Origin of the sequence: Flavobacterium sp. KMS (assembly GCF_000813005.1) — a bacterium.
In the GTDB taxonomy this organism is placed as follows: Bacteria; Bacteroidota; Bacteroidia; order Flavobacteriales; family Flavobacteriaceae; genus Flavobacterium.
This window is the reverse complement of sequence record NZ_JSYP01000002.1, coordinates 99,866-117,579: the sequence shown is the minus strand read 5'-3', so window position 1 is coordinate 117,579 and position 17,714 is coordinate 99,866. Positions and strand designations below refer to the sequence as shown.

The following is a 17,714-nucleotide window of genomic DNA, read 5'->3' as shown; positions in this document are numbered from 1 at the left end:
AAACAAAAAAAATGGAAGATTTTTTAGAAAAAATGGCAGAATTGTTTGAGGAAGATACTGTAGAATTAACAGATAGTATAGTTGATTTTGATGCATGGGATTCTTTGACCAGTTTATCAATAATTGCTTATTCAGGTGAAGAATTTCAAAAGAGTATTACGTCGGCTCAAATTATTGAGGCTAAGACCATTGGCGGTTTGTACGAATTATTAAAAAGCAACTAAATTTCTAAAAGTGTATAATCCAATTTCATTAGCGGGTAAAAAGTATATTATAACGGGAGCTTCTTCGGGAATAGGTAAAGCAACTAGTTTATTATTGTCAAAATTAGGAGCGACACTAATTTTGATAGATTTAAATGAAAAGGGACTATTAGAAACCGCAGAAATGTGTGAGAATAAGACAAAAGTTTTACTTGTTGACTTATTGGATTCAAACGAGTTAAAAACAAAAATTGTTAGTGCAATATCAGAAGTTGGAAAAGTTAATGGTTTTGTTCATTTAGCTGGAAGGCCATATTTGTCTCCTCTGAAAGCTCTTAATGAAAAAGTGTTATTAGATGTCTTAAAGATTAACTCAATTGCTGGCTTAGAATTAGCTAAAATTTGCTCTAATAAATCAGTTTTTAGTGGAGAATCCGGTGCATTTGTTTTTATATCATCTGTATATGGGTGTGTTGGGTCTGCGGCAAATGTTGGTTATGCAATGTCAAAATCAGCTTTGCATGGAATAACAAAATCTCTTGCAATTGAGTTGGCTCCTAAAGGAATTAGAGTAAATTGTATAGCGCCAGGGTTTGTGAAAACAAATATGCTAGATTCAATTAGTGGATCTTTTAATTCTGAATATGATGAATTAATCAATAAACTTCATCCACTTGGGCTTGGTAATGCAGAAGATGTGGCAGATTCTATTGCTTTCTTAGTATCAGATATGGCTAAGTGGATTACAGGTTCGATAATAAATGTCGATGGAGGGTTTACAGCACAGTAATAATATGGAAAAAAAGCAATTTGTTCTTGTTACAGGAACTACATCAGGTATAGGAAAAGAGATAGCGATTCAGTTATCTAATGATTATAATGTAGTGTTGCACGGTCGAAATCTAGAGAAATTAAAGGAGGTTGAAAGATTTTGTAATAAAAAAAATAGCGCACTAATATGGCTATGTGATTTAGAAGAAATCGAAGAAGTAGAAAATTCATTAAGTCTATTTTTACTCAATAATGCTATTGAAATTGTAAAATTTGTACATAGTGCAGGAGTAATGAAAATGGCTCCTTTAAAAATGTCAAATCTGAATATTTTAAGGCAAACTTTTAATGTAAATGTTTTTGCTCCCAATCTTATCTCTAAAATACTTATAAATAAGAAATTAAATAACAGCTCCTTGTCAAGTGTTGTCTTTATATCAAGTAACATAAGTAATCATGGAGCGAAAGCAATGAGTGCTTATGGATCATCAAAATCAGCACTTGATGGTTTAATGAGATCATTAGCAATAGAGTTAGCCCCTAAGGTCCGTGTTAATTCTATTCTGCCAGGTGCAGTTGAAACTGAAATGACAAAAGAAATTCTAGGAAATGAAGAGTTAAAAAACAGAATGTTGGCTGTTTATCCTTTAGGAATAGGTACACCCAATGATATTTGTCAAGCAGTTACATTTTTGCTTTCAGAAAATGCAAGATGGATTACAGGACAACAAATTACAATCGATGGAGGAAGAACAATTAATATTACCGGGTAAAAATGGAAATATTAGTTGGAATAATCCAGAATCAACCAATTGATTCCAATTGTTTTGTAGTTTACAATGATTTAAACTCTAGTTGTATAATAATTGATCCAGGAACAGAAGATTGTAATGAATTATTACTTTTTTTAGAAAAAAAAAATCTAGTACCGGAATATATAATATTAACTCATGAACATTTTGATCACATTTGGGGAGTCAATAAGCTATTGCAACTGTTTGATTGTAAGGTGGTTTGTGCAGAAAAATGTCTAGAAAGTATAATTAATAAAAAGAAAAATTTATCAATATTTTATAATCAAATAGGATTTGAAATTCCTATGACCAATAATGTTTTAATCGTTTCTGATGAAGTTTTAAATCTTGGTAAGTATTCAGTCCAGTTTAAAGAAACTCCAGGACATTCACAAGGATCTATTTCTTTTTGGATAAATGAAATGCTTTTTGTAGGAGATGTTTTTATTAAAGATACTAAAACGGTAACAAAATTACCAAGTGGTAGTAAAAAAGAACTTTCTGAGACAATTTATGCGTTGAAAGAATTATTTAGTAATAGAAATGTAGTGGTTTATCCAGGTCATGGGGAAGTGTTTTATTTTGATAATATTGATTTTAGTAAAGTTATATGAAAAAAATTGTAATTATAGGTACTGGGGCAGTTGCTGCAGAGTTGACCTCATATATAGAAGATAACAACAAGTTTGTTGAATCTCAATTTCAAATCGATTTGTTGGGTTATATTGATTATGATTATAATATTGAAAAATATTGGAAAAAGTATAAGCTTCAAAAACCTGTCCTTGGAGATATTGATAATTACAATTTTGAGGAAGATGTTGAAGTTCTAATAGGTATCTCGGACATTAAATTTAGGAATGAAATTATTTCAAGATTGGAAATAAAAGAAGTTACATTCTTTCAATTTATACATAGTTCAGTAATTATACCAGATACAATTAGATTAGGAAAAGGTAATATTATTTATCCATTTTGCATTATTGGTCCTAATACAGAAATCGGAGATTTTAATATGGTAACATCTTATAGTTTCATAAGTCACGATTGTGTCATAGGTAATGGTAATTTTTTCTCTACAACTGGGATAGCAGGAAGAGTTTCAATTGGAGATGATAATTTTTTTGGTATCAGATCTACAGTGATTCCAAATATCACCATTGGGAGTCAAAATATGATTCAAGCAGGTATGATGGTAGATAAATCTATTAAAGATGCTACTACGGTTTTTTATAGGTATAAAGAAAGTATATTAGCTATTCCAAAATAAAATGGAGCAAAATAATACCCCATTATTAACTGTAATTTGTACATCCTATAATCATGAAAAATATATTAAAGAATGTTTGGATGGTTTTGTAATTCAGCAAACAAATTTTTTATTTGAAATAATTGTTCATGATGATGCATCTACTGACCGTACTGTTGAAATAGTTAAAGACTACGAGATAAAATATCCAAGTTTATTTTTTAATATATATCAATCTGAAAATCAATTTACCAATAAAGAAGTAAACATATGGTATGATTTTATGCTTCCTAAAGCGAGAGGGAAATATATTGCAATTTGTGAGGGAGATGATTATTGGACAGATCCTTTTAAATTACAAAAACAAGTTGATTTCTTGGAAACTAACCCTGATTTTGGATTGTGTCATACAAATTATGATCGATATTTTCAAAATACTCGAAAACAAGTATCTCAAAATCTTAAATTTCCAATTAAAGATGTGTTTGAAGGATTACTTAAAAGCCAATATCCCATTGGAACATTGACAGTTGTATTTCGTACTGCAATATGGCAAGAATACATAAGGGAGATAAATCCAGTCAGTAAGGATTGGTTGATGGGAGATTTACCATTTTGGTTTTATTTATCGAGATTACATAACGTTTATTACCTAGATGAAGTTACTGCGACATATCGTGTACTAGAGGAGTCAGCTTCACATACAAGACAAATTGATAAAATGATTCAGTTTGATAAAAGTACAAGAGAAATTAAATTATTTTTTCTTGAAAAATATAAGAGTAAAAGTATTAGTTCAAAAAAAAGTATGAGGGAAATAGAAACTATATTTATATATAGAAAGATAATTGCGTTTGCACAATGTAAAGGTAATCTAACCAATTTTTTTTCGCTCATTTTTCAATTTCATAAAATTAATAAAAATCCAAAATTTTTTTTAGGGTCTTTTAAACAAATATTTGTAAGGTTGTTTTAATTTAGATATCCTGGATTTATCAGTAAGACTATATATAGCCTTTTGAATCAGTCATTTTATGAATAAACCAAGATGATGACTACAGGGCTGACCTTTTAAAGTTGCAAAAGCAAGTTGTTTTTTTTGAAGCTAATGAGGATTATGGGATGTCACATACGTGTTGTTTTTTTTACAAAACTCTATCGACGAGTTGTGTGATAATAGGAAAACGAAAGTGGTAAAAAAATCGAAATTTGCTGCTTTGCTAACAAGTGACTATAATATATACGTTGGCAATTTGTTTTAGAGAGAACTTTATCTTAGTTATGTAGACGAAATTCAGCCAATTGATAAAAAGTGGCTGATAGGAGATTTACATTTATGTTGTATATTAGTAAATTTTTCAAAATTCATTTGTTAGAATAAGTTTCGTCTATGTATAGAACTCTTGAAGAGTCGGTTTCGAATAAAAGATAAAGAAAAAGCCCAAGCTTTTGCATCGAGCATAATGGAAATTAAACGTTTCTTTTTTAAACAAATATGATGATGGGAAATTGCATTCTAAAGGATATTGAATCGTTTAGTATTTATTCTCAATTGGTAATAAATGTAGCTTTGGATGAAAGTCTTAAATCGTTTTACAAAAAAAAATATTTTATTTCCATACTATAAACAGGTTCTTATGCTTTTTTTAGGTTTTTTTAAACAAGTTTAAGGAAAATGCTTAGTTGTTAGAGTATAAATTAAATAAATGAATAGTCCATGATAGACTCTACTTTGCGTATCTGCGAATAAAGTTATTGATTTTGTATTAATTTGAATAAGTATAATGAAGGTTCTTCACCTAAATCAATGGAGATTTAAAATGAATGATGTTAGTAAAAATTATTATTTTCTTTTTTTTAATAAGGTAACTTTATTTTTTCTTTTTTTCTTTTTAGTCTATCCTAATAGGCTAATTGGAATGCCTTTTGGAACAAGAGAATTTACAGCTATACTTGGTTTAATAGGATTTATAATTAAAAAAATATTTGAATTAGAGCGGCATAATAATGTTTTTTTAACTAACAACATTATAAAAATATATTTTGTATTAATGTTGTTAAGCTTTATATCGCTTATATCACTTACAGCTAATAGTAGTAGCGAAATTGAATATATCAAATATTCTATTACAGTCTCTACTATTATTTTTGGTTCATATTTATTGTATTTGATTCTGATTAAAGTCCACCATTTTTTATCTTTCCAAATTATAGCTAACTATATCATTGCAGTAGTTTTATTTCAGGTAATTTTATCATTATTGATGTTTATATTTCCAACTGTAAACACTTTCTTTTTAAATATTCAAGTTTTTAACGAAATGGATGTGAGTGTGATAGAACAAACTGTAGAATTAAGACTTATTGGATTTGGGGCTAGATTCTTTGGAGCTGGTTTAGTAAATGCATACGCATTGATTTTAATTTCTTTTGCAGTTTCTTTTTCTAAAAACAAAAAAGAACTACTCTTTTATGCTTTTAGTTTTTTGATTATTTTCGTTATTGGGATGATGATGGCTCGTACGACCCTTATTGGTTTTATTCTAAGTTTATTTGTTTTATTATTGTCAGCTTCTAATACTTCAACTTCAGCTCCAAAATTAAAAAGCAAAAAGTATTTTCTGGGTTATATTTTTTATTTCGTTTTATTGCTAGTTTTAATTGTGTGGGTAATAACTTTATTTATACCAAAAGTATTAGAAATTTTACAAGTAGCCTCTAATTTTGGATTTGAAATATTTATTAATTATTTTGAAAATGGTACAGCCGAATCTGCATCCACAGATATGATGCAGGAAATGTATGTTTGGCCACAAAAAGAATGGACTTATATATTTGGTGATGGAAGGTTTTATTCAACCCCTGGTGATCCATCTGGAGGTTATTATATGGGTATTGATATTGGATATATAAGATTGTTATATTATTTTGGAATAAGTGGTTTGATTACTTTTTATTGGCTTCAGTTTATAGCGATTCAAATGCTTGGTAAAACTTTTTTTAAAAAACCTTATATGTTTATTATTATTATGTCATTATTTGTTTTAATTCTGGGGGGAAAAGGATTGGCTGATTTACTATATCTAAATCTTATTTGGGGTGTTTTGTGGATAGACAGTGAGAAATTTTATGCAGTAAAAAAACAATAGGAGCTATTTGAAATTATCTTAATTAGACTATATAAATGAATTAGGATCAAAAAAAAACATTATGGAACAAAATGTATTAGTGTCAGTTTTAATTCCTACATATAATGTAGAAAAATATATTCAGTCTGCAATGGAATGCGTTATAAATCAAACTTATAGAAATATTGAAATTATTGTAGTTGATGATGGCTCAACAGATAGAACTTATTCTATTTTAGAAGAAATTAAATCTGTTGAACCGAGGCTAAAATTATTTAATAATGAAAAAAATTTAGGAATTGTAAAAACACTTAATTTTGGTTTGTCGATATGTACAGGAGAATATGTTGTAAGAATGGATGGTGATGACTTATGTGACTCTTCTAAATTTGAGCGACAATTAGAATTCTTATTAAACAACAAAGGTGTTGCATTGGTAGGTTGTGATGTTATATGTATAGATGAGGATAATAATGTTTTGAACTATGTTAAAACATCAAATAATATTATTTGTACAAAAAAAATATTAAATTATGTTTCTCCAGTAATGCATATTTGGATGTGTAAAAAAGAAACCTATACTATATTAAATGGTTATAGAGAATTGGGGGGTTCAGAAGATTACGATTTTTTACTGAGGTTGGATACATTAGGTTTTAATTTTTACAACCTTCCTTTTTATGGTTATTCAGTGAGATTGAGATCGGGTAATACACAAACAACTAAAGGGTTGTCTCAAAGGAAAACGGTTAGTTATGTTAGGAAATTGTATAAAGAGCGACTGAAATATAAAGTAGATACGTTTAATATAAGTAGTAAAGATGCGTTTGTTAAATCATATTTATTTACAGAAAAACTACATTATATATCAGTTAGATTAACTTATAAGGCAATGAAGTATAGAGGTGAAAACAAATACTTTATGTTTGTTTTATATTTAATGTGTTCTCTTATTTCTCCATATCAGATACAATTTTATTTAGAAAATTTAGCTGTAAAATCTTATTTAAAGAAATATAACTAAAATTAAAAATAAACCATGAAAATAGCATTTTTGTTGCCTTCTTTGTCTAACAAAGGACCAGTTATTTTTACATATAATCTGATAAAAGGACTTTTAGAAATAGGTATAGAGTGTGAAGTTTTTTATTTTAATGAACCTGTAGAATTAGAGTTTTCAGTAAAATGTACAAAAATTGGTTTTTTTAAAGCTTTTGATTTTTCTTCATTTGATGTAATTCATTCTACTATGGCAAAACCAGATGCCTATATTTTTATTCATCAAAATAATATAAAAGCAAAAAAAGTTTCAAGTTTACATTGTTTTGTAAATGAAGACTTAGTACAGCTGCGAGGTAAGCTAATAGGTGGGATTTATAGTTTTATTTGGTTATACTGTTTAAAAAACATAAATAATCTTATTTTTTCCTCTAATGAAATGTCTAAATACTATTTTAAAAAGTTAAAAGAAAACAAAAAGCGTTTATCAACTATTATACCTTATGGTATTCCTAATCCAATTGTTCAAAAAATCGATGATAAATCAGATTTATTATTAAGAAATTTAAGATCAGAATATAAAACTATTTTACTAGGTTGCGGTAATTTAATAAAGCGTAAAGGATTTTATCAATTAATTAATTATTTATCAAAAAATGACAATGCTGCAGTTGTTATAATAGGGGATGGTACTTGTTTGGATGAGCTCAAAGAACAAGCCGTTGGAATGGGAGTTATCCAAAGAACCATTTTCTTGGGGTTTAGAGAAAATTCATTTAACTATTATTCATATTGCGATATATTTTGTATGAGTTCTAATTCAGAAGGGTTCGGTCTTGCTATGATTGAAGCTATGTCATTAGGTATGCCAATAGTTTGCTCTGATTTAGAAATTTATAAAGATTATTTTACTTCTGAAAACATTTCTTTATTTCAATTTGGAAATGAAAATAGTTTTAATAGTGCAATAAATTTGGTAATTAATAATAAGGAAAAATATATTAATGGTTCTCATACATTGTTTAAAAAATATTTTTCTTTGAAAACTATGTCAGAGCGACATAAAAAATTTTATGATTTTATTGGGAATGATGGTGTGAACCTTTATGTTTAGCATATACTATCTACTTAAATTATTAGACTTAATTAGATATATAAAACTATAATTTTATATGTTAGAGTATAGGATATTTATCAAAAAAGAGAGTTAAAAAAAACATCTTCCCTTCCCCGAAAAAGCAGAAGCTTTCTATGTGTTAAGTTATAATTAAAGTTAATGTTTGGATAGGAAAGGGAGGGCACATTATCTCTGGGGTAACTATTGATGTTTACATTTGTTATAGGGCTTTTGTCAATTTTCAGTAAAGATGTTTGAGACTATTCTATTGCTGTTGGTTCTATTGCGAGAGTTGTTAAGGAGTTTAATTTTGAGAATGAGTGGTGGAAGATAGTTTAAAGAAAATTGTTAAAATGGAAACAAAAATAACTTCCTGTATAGTTTTGTACAGAAACGATATAACTATGTTGAAGAATGCGATAGTATCTATTCTGAAAACGAGTAAAATGAATAAAATCTTTTTGGTTGACAATTCTCCTACTGATGATTTAAAAATATTGGTTACGGATTCAAGAGTAGAATACATCCACAATCCTGCTAATCCTGGGTTTGGGGCTTCTCATAATCTAGCTCTTGAGCAAGTGATGAAATTGGGAGCAAAATATCATTTTATTGTCAATCCCGATATCTATTTTGAGGGAGATGTGGTTACACCTATGGTAGAGTATATGGCAAATGATGTCACAATCGGAATGATGATGCCTCAGATTCTAAATAGAGACGGTAGTGTTCAGAATTTACCTAAACTCTTACCTAGTCCTTTTAGTATATTAAAAAGAAAAATTAAAAAACCTGCAAGAGCGTATCACAAATTCATCAAAAAATATGAATTGAGGGAGGTACCAAAGGATATGATTTACGATGCTCCTGTTCTTTCAGGCTGTTTTACATTACTTAATTTGGATGCGATAAAAAAGGTAGGGATGTATGATGATGCCTTTTTTATGTATTTTGAGGACTGGGACCTATCAAGGAGGATACATCAACATTATAAAACTATTTATTTCCCTAAAGTTTCGGTAGTACACGAATATGAATCTGGAGCTAATAAAAATCTTAAATTATTTAAGATATTTATTAATTCGGCTATTACCTATTTTAATAAATGGGGTTGGATTTTTGATTTTGAAAGAAAAAAAATTAACAAGCAAGCTTTGTCTCAATTCAAATAAATGGAAATAGTAATAACAGGAGCCTCGGGATTTGTTGGTACGAATCTTAGTAAGTATTTACGTGTTTTTCATAATGTACATTCAATGAGTGTTCGGTATGTAGTTAATCAACAATTTAAGATAAAAGGAGATGCTCTTGTTCATCTGGCAGGAAAGGCTCATGATCTTCAAAAGGTTTCAAATCCACAAGAATATTATGATGCAAATTTTGAGTTAACAAAGCAATTGTTTGATGCTTTTTTAAATTCAGAAGCTCTGGTGTTTATTTTCATGAGTACTGTAAAAGCTTCCGCAGATGAGGTAGTAGGTGTATTGACTGAAGACAGAGAGTCAAATCCTAAAACTCATTATGGGATTGCAAAACAACAAGCAGAAGAATATATTTTAAACAAAGAATTACCCGTTGGAAAAAATGTATATATTCTTAGACCCTGTATGATTCACGGTCCTGGGAATAAGGGAAATTTAAATTTATTGTACCAATTGGTTTCAAAAGGATTGCCTTGGCCTTTGGGAGCTTTTGAAAATAAACGTTCTTTTTTGAGTATTAATAATCTTTGTTTTGTAATTAAAGAATTACTTGAAAATGAAAACATTCCAAGTGGAGTTTATAATGTATCAGACGACACAGCTTTGTCAACTAATGAAGTTATTAGTGTTTTAGGAGAAAGTTTAGAAAAAAAAGTAGCTATTTGGAAAATTCCAGTCAATTTTATTCGAAGACTTGCTAAAATCGGAGATAGGATTAAATTGCCATTGAACAGTGAACGTTTACAAAAGTTGACTGAAAATTATGAAGTATCAAATGTAAAAATAAAAAAAGTGATACCTAAAGAACTACCAATCTCTGCTAAAGAAGGGCTATTAATTACTTTTAACTCTTTTAAATAATACAATAAGAATGACAATAGAAAAAACACCAATACAAGATTTGGTAATCATTAATCCAACTGTGTTTACAGACCAACGTGGTTATTTTTTTGAAGCTTATAATGAAACTAAATTTCAAGAGAATGGAATAATGTATAAGTTCATTCAAGACAATCAATCGTTCTCTAAAAGAGGAGTGATACGTGGGTTGCATTTACAAATTAATGATTTTGCACAGGCAAAATTAGTGCGTGTGTTGCAAGGAGAGATTCTAGACGTGGCTGTAGATTTACGTAAAAAATCAAGAACTTATGGACAGCATTTTAGTATAATTTTGAGTGCTGAAAATAAAAAACAATTAATGGTTCCTCATGGATTTGCTCATGGATTTGCTGTTTTAAGTGAAACTGCTTCGGTGATGTATAAAGTCGATCAAGTGTATCAAAAGGAAAGCGAAAGAGGGATTCGGTACGATGATCCCACTTTGTCAATTGATTGGCAGATAAATCTTAATGAAGTTACTATATCAGAAAAAGATTTGATTTTACCTAGTTTTAAATCAATTGATTGGGAGATTTAAGAGACCAGAGAAAATATGGAAAAACAGAAAACATTATGTTATTTTAATAATCATTTTGAGGGAGAATTAGAAAAAATGGTACTGGCTTAAATAAACAACAGAAGTCTGAATTGAAATCATTAAATAAATACTCACAATTAAAATGTATTTATTTTAAGAAATAACATTTTCTTTTGAACAAATAGGCAGGATTATTAAAAGGAAATATATAAAAGCAATAGTTTTTATGTAGCATCAGATTAAGGAAGTTATAGGATTGCTGAGTTTTATGAAGATAAAAGCAATTTCTATTGTAGAAAAATATGAGGCCTATAAATCTAATCATGCTATTCCAAGATTCTATCTTTATGATAATTCTATCATCGAAATTGCATGAAGACAAACTTTTTATATCTGCCCGGAAATTGAAGATTTAACTGAGGCTAAAAAGGAATCAGGTTGCGGGAAATATTTGCTAAGTATCCTTAACATAAAATTTAAATAATAAATATTAATACTTTTTTAGAAACTCAATAATCGAAGATGATTTACATTATTTTTTTTTTATTATTATTAGCAATTGAATTACTTTATTTTAAAATTGCGGGTGAATGTAATATTATCGATAAACCTAATAATCGTTCTTCACATACTTTAATTACATTAAGAGGTGGAGGGATAATTTTTTCAATCGCAGTTACTATAGCTTTTTTTTTAGGATATGTTTCCTTGGCTCTTACATCAGCAATAGTAATAGTTTCAGTAATAAGTTTTATTGATGATATTAAGCCTTTAAGTCAATTACCAAGAGTTCTATGCCATTGTCTAGCTCTTCTCTTGATTTTTTATGATTTGGATTTATTGCATAATTCTGTGTGGATATTGTTGATTGTTTTTGTTTTAATGATTGGATGGATAAATGCCTTTAACTTTATGGATGGAATCAATGGTATAACCGTTCTGTATGCACTTGTTACCATTATTTCATTTTCATATTTATCTAATAATATTTCTAACTTGCCAGTATTAATTTCAATGGGTTTGGCCTGCATAGTTTTTGGGATATTTAATGTTAGGAAAAAAGCCAAAACTTTTGCTGGTGATGTTGGAAGTATTAGTATGGCTGTTTTTTTGGGGTACTTTATGATAAAAACAATTTTAGAAACACAACAAATTGGATATATATTGATGTTTTCAATATATGGTATAGATGCTTGTATAACAATTGTTAATAGATTAATTAAAAAAGAAAATATATTCGAAGCACATCGTACTCATTTATACCAATATTTAGCAAATGAATTAGAGGTTCCTCATGTTTTAGTTTCTTTGGTTTATGCTCTTTTACAATTAGGAATAAATGTGATAGTGATTTTTTTAGCTTCTACTAATAGACTTTCTACTTTTATGTTGGTAAGTATTTTAGTTTTAATGACTACAATGTATTTATTAATTCGACTAATATTGATTCGATATATTAATAAAATGAAGATTAAATAATTTTTTTGAAGTAAGTCTTTATTGTATATGAATAATAATAAAATTTGGCTTTCTGCTCCCCACATAAGTGGGAATGAAAAGAAGTATATTGATGAGGCTTTTGAAACTAATTGGATATCTTCTATAGGATCTAATTTAACTTTTTTCGAAGAAAAACTCGAAAAGTATTTAGGAGAGTCAAAGCATGTATCAGCATTAAATACTGGTACAGCAGCAATTCATTTAGGATTAATTCTTTTAGGAGTTAAATTAGGAGATGAGGTACTTTGCCAAACAATGACTTTTTCAGCTTCTGCAAATCCAATAATTTATCAGGGAGGAATTCCAGTTTTTATTGACAGTGAGCCTGAAACTTGGAATATTTGCCCTAAGGCTCTAGAAGTAGCAATTAAAGATAGAATTTCAAAAGGAAAAAAGCCAAAAGTAATAATTGCAGTTCATATTTATGGAATTCCTTATAAAATAGAAGAGGTACGAGCTATTGCAGATCAATACCAAATTCCAATTCTTGAAGACAGTGCAGAGGCTCTTGGAAGTAGTTATAGAGGGCAAAAGTGTGGTACTTTTGGTGATATTAGTGTTATTTCTTTTAATGGCAGTAAAATAATTACAACTTCTGGAGGCGGAGTTATTGTAACAAAATCAAAAGAATTAAAAGATAAAGCTATTTTTCTTGCCACCCAGGCTAAAGAAAAGGCGCATTATTATCAGCATAATGAAATTGGGTATAATTATAGAATGAGTAATGTGAGTGCCGGAATTGGTAGGGGTCAACTTCAGGTATTAGATGATTATGTATGTTTGAGGAGAGAAGTACATGATTTTTATTATGATTTATTTCAAGGAATAAAGGGGGTGAATGTTTTTACAGTGCTCAATGATGATTATTTTTCAAATTATTGGTTAACAACTATTCTGGTTAATCCTAAGGAGACAGGTGGTATAACAAACGAGCAAATTAAATTAGAATTAGATAAAGAGAATATCGAATGTCGATTACTTTGGAAGCCTTTGCATACGCAGCCTGTTTTTAAAGAATATCCATATTATGGAACTAATATTAGTGAAAAACTTTTTGAGAATGGACTTTGTTTACCTTCTAGTTCTAATCTTGATGATTTTGATAAAGAACGTATAAAACAAGCTTTACTTAATTTTTTTGAATAATTTTACCGCTAAAGTTTTCTGTTTTTAATTTAAAAGATGATTATTAATAATTTACCATTTTTTTATCAGAGGATTATTAATTGTAATTTTTAAGATTCTAATTCTTTCGTAAAAATAGTATTTCAAAAATTATATAGATTATTTATAATGCTTCAATAATTAGAATAGATTACATGAAATATTAAAAATGATAAAAATATGTTTATTATTGCAGCTATAGCTTATGCTTTTTCAATCTTTATCGATGTTTCTGTCTATCATTTTAAATATTACTTAAAGGATAGTGAAAATGTTCGGCATCTATTGTCGTTAATAAATATTTTTCAATATTGTTCTCGTGGATTTATTTTAATTTTTATTCCAATAATGGCTTATGTTACTGAATCTATTAAAGATAAAAATGAGGTCTGGGGTATTACTATAGTAGCTCATTTTTTAGTTATTTTATTTTTGTTTCCACTGTATTCGCATAGATTTACTTCTTTTTTCGCTTTAAAGGTAATTATCGTTTTGAATCGTTTTTTTGGTAAATCAAAACCTTTTACACTGGAAAAAATAGAAAAGCAATCCAAAAGAAACATGGTAAGATTTTCTGGAGATTGGTTTTTTTTTTCGATTAATTACATTGCTGGTTTTTTATTCTCTATTAGTATAACTTTTTTGTATTACATTAATTTTTCATATCCCCAAAAAGCTTTAATGTTAAGTTCGTTGACACAGGTCATAAATATGTTCGGATCAATATTATTAATACTTCTTATTGACCCTAAAATAATGGGGGCAATTGATGATGGTCAAGGATATAAAGAAATAAAAATATTAACTACAAGTCGGATTTTGGCTCATATTACTTTAGTTTTAATTCTCTTTTATATTCGATGATATTGGTTTTTAGTGCTTTATTTTTAACATTCTTGTCTTATTATTTTGGATGTCTTACATGTTTAGATTCAAAGAAAAATATATTATTTATTTTATGTTTTATTATAAGTTCTATTGCCCTAAGATTAATAATACATGTCAGTTTAAATAATGATTATTTACTATATTATAACTTTCAAATTTTTCAGAAACCTAATAGTTTTTTTTCTTTTCTTTTAAATGAACCTTATTTATATTCAGTTTATTCAGTTTCTAATTTTTTTTTAGATTCGAAGGAAAATGTTTTTTTAGGTGTATATTGGTTTAATTGGTTAATTTCAAGTTTCTTTTTTGTTTGGTTGATAAGAAGAATAGATGTAGAAGCTTGGAAAAAAATGATTTTGTTTGTTTGTTATTATTTTATATTGACTTTTGTCCTTCTGAGGAATGGACCTGCTTATATTCTATTTGCATTGTATTTTTATTATAGTTTTAGAAAAAAAAATTTTAATTGGATTTTAATTACTCCATTTATGCATATAAGTTCTTGTTTATTGCTAGTTACTTTTCTTCATAAATCTAAATATTATTTTAGTGTATTAGTATTCATTTTTTCATCTATATTCTTTTTTTATTTTTTTATGAGCCCTTTCTTATTACATATAGGAGCTTTTGAATCAATATTAAACAAAATAAGTTTTTATTTAAAAGGTATTTCTGATATAGGTATAATGCATAAAATATTTTTTATGCTTATTTCTTTCTTGATTATTACAGGTTTTGTATTTTATAAAAAAAAGATGCTTCACCCCATTTTGATGACAACTGTTTTTATATATATGGCAAGCTATTATATAAATCCAATTGTTGCTTTTCGATTTTCGCTGTATGTTATTTTTGCATTATTACTTTATCCTTTTAATTCTGTTATCAATGACAAAAAGTTACGATTAATTAATTCATTAACTATTTTTCTTTTTCCTATTTTTGTTTTTGCGATGCTAAAAACACACGATACCGAAATGTTTATAAAGCTCTTTTCATTTTATAGTTTTTGAGTTTTATAATTTTTTTGAATTTAGCAGATATAATTAGTTCTTTATAAGAAAAAAACTTTTGCTTTATTAGGTTTGATATATAAATAATGAATTTAAATTATTTATGAAAATAATAAAATATTAAAAAAATCTACTGCTTATGTGTAATCATCTAATATCTTCCTTTCATTAAAAAATAGGAAGCTGTTATTATTGCTGGAAGGTTTTGTTTTAGATTTTTTTGTTAGGAGCAAAATTGTATCAGTAATTTATAACATAATAAAATTTATAATATAAGACATGAAGAATGAAATTAAATTTGATGATCCATCTTTAAATATTGATTGGGGAATGAATTTAGAGGAAGCGATAGTTTCTGAAAAAGATCAGATTCTTCCTTTTATCGAAAATTGTAACAGTTTATTTTAATGGAGAAGATTCTTGTAACAGGAGCAAATGGACAATTAGGATCAGAACTATTTGTTTTATCTTCAAATTATCCTCAGTATGAATGGATTTTCGCAGACAGAAATCATATAACTCTTGATGATTTAGATTTACTGCAAACACAATTAGAAGAATTACAGGCTACTATTATTTTAAATTGTGGAGCTTATACAGCAGTTGATAAAGCAGAAACTGAAAAAGAATTGGTAGAGATTGTTAATCATTTAGCAGTAGATGTAATAGCAAAATATTCAGCAAAAAATGAAGTGAAATTAATTCATGTATCTACAGATTATGTTTTTGATGGGACATCATCAGTAGCTTTGAATGAAGAAGCTTTAACGAATCCGATTAATGTATATGGGGAAACTAAAAGATTAGGAGAATTATCTTGCTTGCAAGCAAATCCAAATTCAATTATTATAAGAACATCGTGGGTTTATAGTAAATTTGGTCATAATTTTGTAAAAACAATGCAACGATTAATGAAGGAGAGGGATTCGATTAGTGTGGTCAATGATCAAATTGGCTCGCCGACTTATGCTGCCGATCTAGCTCAGGCAATGATTGATATTTTAGGATTTCCAGAATGGATTCCAGGAATATATAATTATTCAAATGAAGGTGAAATAAGTTGGTATGAATTTGCGTTGGCAATAAAAGAACTTGGTGGATATAATTGTGATGTTACAGGAATACCATCTGAATCTTACCCAACTCCAGCAAAACGCCCAGAATTTTCATTGTTAGGTAAGAAAAAGATTAAGGATACTTATAATCTGGATATACCACATTATAAAGAGAGTTTGAAAAAATATTTATATAAATAAGATGATTTGTAGATTAGGTTTTTATTATTTCAGTTATATGGAATCTAAAATCTAAAATCTAAAATCTAAAATTAAGATTTATGAAAGGAATTATTTTAGCAGGAGGTTCAGGTACCAGATTGCACCCATTAACTCTTGCAATGAGCAAGCAAATGATGCCCGTGTATGATAAACCAATGATTTATTATCCATTATCAACTTTGATGATGGCTGGGATAAATGAGATTTTAATTATTTCTACTCCACATGACTTGCCAAACTTTAAAAAACTACTGGGAGATGGTGAAAATTTAGGTTGTAAATTTAGCTATGCTGAACAGGCTATTCCAAATGGGTTGGCACAAGCATTTGTAATTGGAGAAGAGTTCATAGGAGATGATGATGTTGCTTTGATTTTAGGAGACAATATATTTTTTGGAGCTAATATGCAAGAACTCTTACGTTCGAATACAAAACCAGATGGAGGAGTGGTTTTTGCTTATCATGTTTCGGATCCAGAACGTTATGGAGTAGTAGAGTTTGATCAGGATTTAAAAGCGATTTCAATAGAAGAAAAACCAAAGAATCCAAAATCTCATTATGCTGTTCCTGGATTGTATTTTTATGATAATTCAGTTGTTGAAATAGCCAAAAATATCGTACCAAGTGCACGTGGAGAATATGAAATTACAGATGTAAATAAAGTATACCTTTCAAAAGAAGCTTTAAAAGTAGGAATATTAAGTAGAGGCACGGCTTGGCTTGATACTGGAACTTTTAATAGTTTGATGCAGGCGGGTCAATTTGTACAGGTGTTAGAGGAACGTCAAGGACTAAAAGTAGGTTGTATAGAAGAAATTGCTTGGAGGCAAGGATTTATAAGTGATAATCAACTTGAAGAATTAGCTCTACCATTAGTTAAATCTGGTTATGGGGCATATTTGCTAGATTTTTTGAAACAAAAAAAGGCAGGCGTTAAAATTTAATTTTTTGAATCCATTATTTCGTATTTTTGTAATTATTATCGGATT

The 17,714-nt window shown here is 28.3% G+C and carries 18 protein-coding genes; all 18 read left to right on the top strand.

All coding sequences use genetic code 11. The annotated features are described in order from the left end of the window. Positions 1 to 11: 11 nt before the first annotated feature. The 18 genes from OA93_RS03190 to rfbA all read left to right on the top strand — a co-directional run bounded on the left by OA93_RS03190 (position 12) and on the right by rfbA (position 17,669). Complete coding sequence (locus tag OA93_RS03190) at positions 12 to 224, top strand: phosphopantetheine-binding protein (protein ID WP_039111710.1); 213 nt, start codon at positions 12 to 14, stop codon at positions 222 to 224. A gap of 10 nt (positions 225 to 234) precedes the next feature. Beyond that, complete coding sequence (locus tag OA93_RS03185) at positions 235 to 993, top strand: SDR family oxidoreductase (protein WP_052259364.1); 759 nt, start codon at positions 235 to 237, stop codon at positions 991 to 993. A gap of 4 nt (positions 994 to 997) precedes the next feature. Further along, a complete protein-coding gene (locus OA93_RS03180) occupies positions 998 to 1,747 on the top strand; it encodes an SDR family oxidoreductase (protein ID WP_039111709.1) in 750 nt (249 codons plus the stop codon). Positions 1,748 to 1,749: 2 nt separating this feature from the next. Next, entirely contained in the window at positions 1,750 to 2,382 is a 633-nt protein-coding gene (locus OA93_RS03175) for an MBL fold metallo-hydrolase (protein WP_039111708.1), read from the top strand. Then, positions 2,379 to 3,038: an acetyltransferase gene (locus OA93_RS03170; protein WP_039111707.1), complete on the top strand. Its 660-nt coding sequence runs from the start codon at positions 2,379 to 2,381 to the stop codon at positions 3,036 to 3,038. Before OA93_RS03175 ends, OA93_RS03170 begins: the two co-directional genes overlap by 4 nt. Before the next feature lies 1 nt (position 3,039). Continuing rightward, on the top strand, positions 3,040 to 3,993 hold the full coding sequence (locus OA93_RS03165) for a glycosyltransferase (protein WP_052259363.1): 954 nt from the start codon (positions 3,040 to 3,042) through the stop codon (positions 3,991 to 3,993). 943 nt (positions 3,994 to 4,936) lie between these two features. After that, positions 4,937 to 6,166: a hypothetical protein gene (locus tag OA93_RS03160; RefSeq protein WP_131474448.1), complete on the top strand. Its 1,230-nt coding sequence runs from the start codon at positions 4,937 to 4,939 to the stop codon at positions 6,164 to 6,166. A gap of 61 nt (positions 6,167 to 6,227) precedes the next feature. Further along, positions 6,228 to 7,169, top strand: a complete 942-nt coding sequence (locus tag OA93_RS03155; protein WP_039111705.1) for a glycosyltransferase family 2 protein — start codon at positions 6,228 to 6,230, stop codon at positions 7,167 to 7,169. Positions 7,170 to 7,184: 15 nt separating this feature from the next. Then, positions 7,185 to 8,258: a glycosyltransferase gene (locus OA93_RS03150; RefSeq protein ID WP_039111704.1), complete on the top strand. Its 1,074-nt coding sequence runs from the start codon at positions 7,185 to 7,187 to the stop codon at positions 8,256 to 8,258. 356 nt (positions 8,259 to 8,614) lie between these two features. Continuing rightward, positions 8,615 to 9,433, top strand: coding sequence for a glycosyltransferase family 2 protein (locus tag OA93_RS03145; protein ID WP_039111915.1), 819 nt, complete (start codon positions 8,615 to 8,617; stop codon positions 9,431 to 9,433). Next, on the top strand, positions 9,434 to 10,324 hold the full coding sequence (locus OA93_RS03140; RefSeq protein WP_039111703.1) for an NAD-dependent epimerase/dehydratase family protein: 891 nt from the start codon (positions 9,434 to 9,436) through the stop codon (positions 10,322 to 10,324). Positions 10,325 to 10,334: 10 nt separating this feature from the next. Continuing rightward, positions 10,335 to 10,883 (top strand): dTDP-4-dehydrorhamnose 3,5-epimerase, encoded by a 549-nt coding sequence (gene rfbC, locus OA93_RS03135; protein ID WP_039111702.1) that lies wholly within the window; start codon positions 10,335 to 10,337, stop codon positions 10,881 to 10,883. 522 nt (positions 10,884 to 11,405) lie between these two features. Then, on the top strand, positions 11,406 to 12,362 hold the full coding sequence (locus OA93_RS03130; protein WP_039111701.1) for a UDP-GlcNAc--UDP-phosphate GlcNAc-1-phosphate transferase: 957 nt from the start codon (positions 11,406 to 11,408) through the stop codon (positions 12,360 to 12,362). Positions 12,363 to 12,389: 27 nt separating this feature from the next. After that, a complete protein-coding gene (locus tag OA93_RS03125; protein WP_039111700.1) occupies positions 12,390 to 13,529 on the top strand; it encodes an aminotransferase class I/II-fold pyridoxal phosphate-dependent enzyme in 1,140 nt (379 codons plus the stop codon). A gap of 198 nt (positions 13,530 to 13,727) precedes the next feature. After that, complete coding sequence (locus OA93_RS03120; protein ID WP_039111699.1) at positions 13,728 to 14,411, top strand: DUF2837 family protein; 684 nt, start codon at positions 13,728 to 13,730, stop codon at positions 14,409 to 14,411. Between the two features lie 1,316 nt (positions 14,412 to 15,727). Further along, a complete protein-coding gene (locus tag OA93_RS24755; protein ID WP_117615798.1) occupies positions 15,728 to 15,856 on the top strand; it encodes a dTDP-4-dehydrorhamnose 3,5-epimerase family protein in 129 nt (42 codons plus the stop codon). Then, positions 15,856 to 16,704 (top strand): dTDP-4-dehydrorhamnose reductase, encoded by an 849-nt coding sequence (gene rfbD / locus OA93_RS03105; RefSeq protein WP_039111697.1) that lies wholly within the window; start codon positions 15,856 to 15,858, stop codon positions 16,702 to 16,704. Before OA93_RS24755 ends, rfbD begins: the two co-directional genes overlap by 1 nt. A gap of 80 nt (positions 16,705 to 16,784) precedes the next feature. Continuing rightward, positions 16,785 to 17,669 (top strand): glucose-1-phosphate thymidylyltransferase RfbA, encoded by an 885-nt coding sequence (rfbA, locus tag OA93_RS03100; RefSeq protein WP_039111696.1) that lies wholly within the window; start codon positions 16,785 to 16,787, stop codon positions 17,667 to 17,669. Positions 17,670 to 17,714 lie beyond the last annotated feature (45 nt).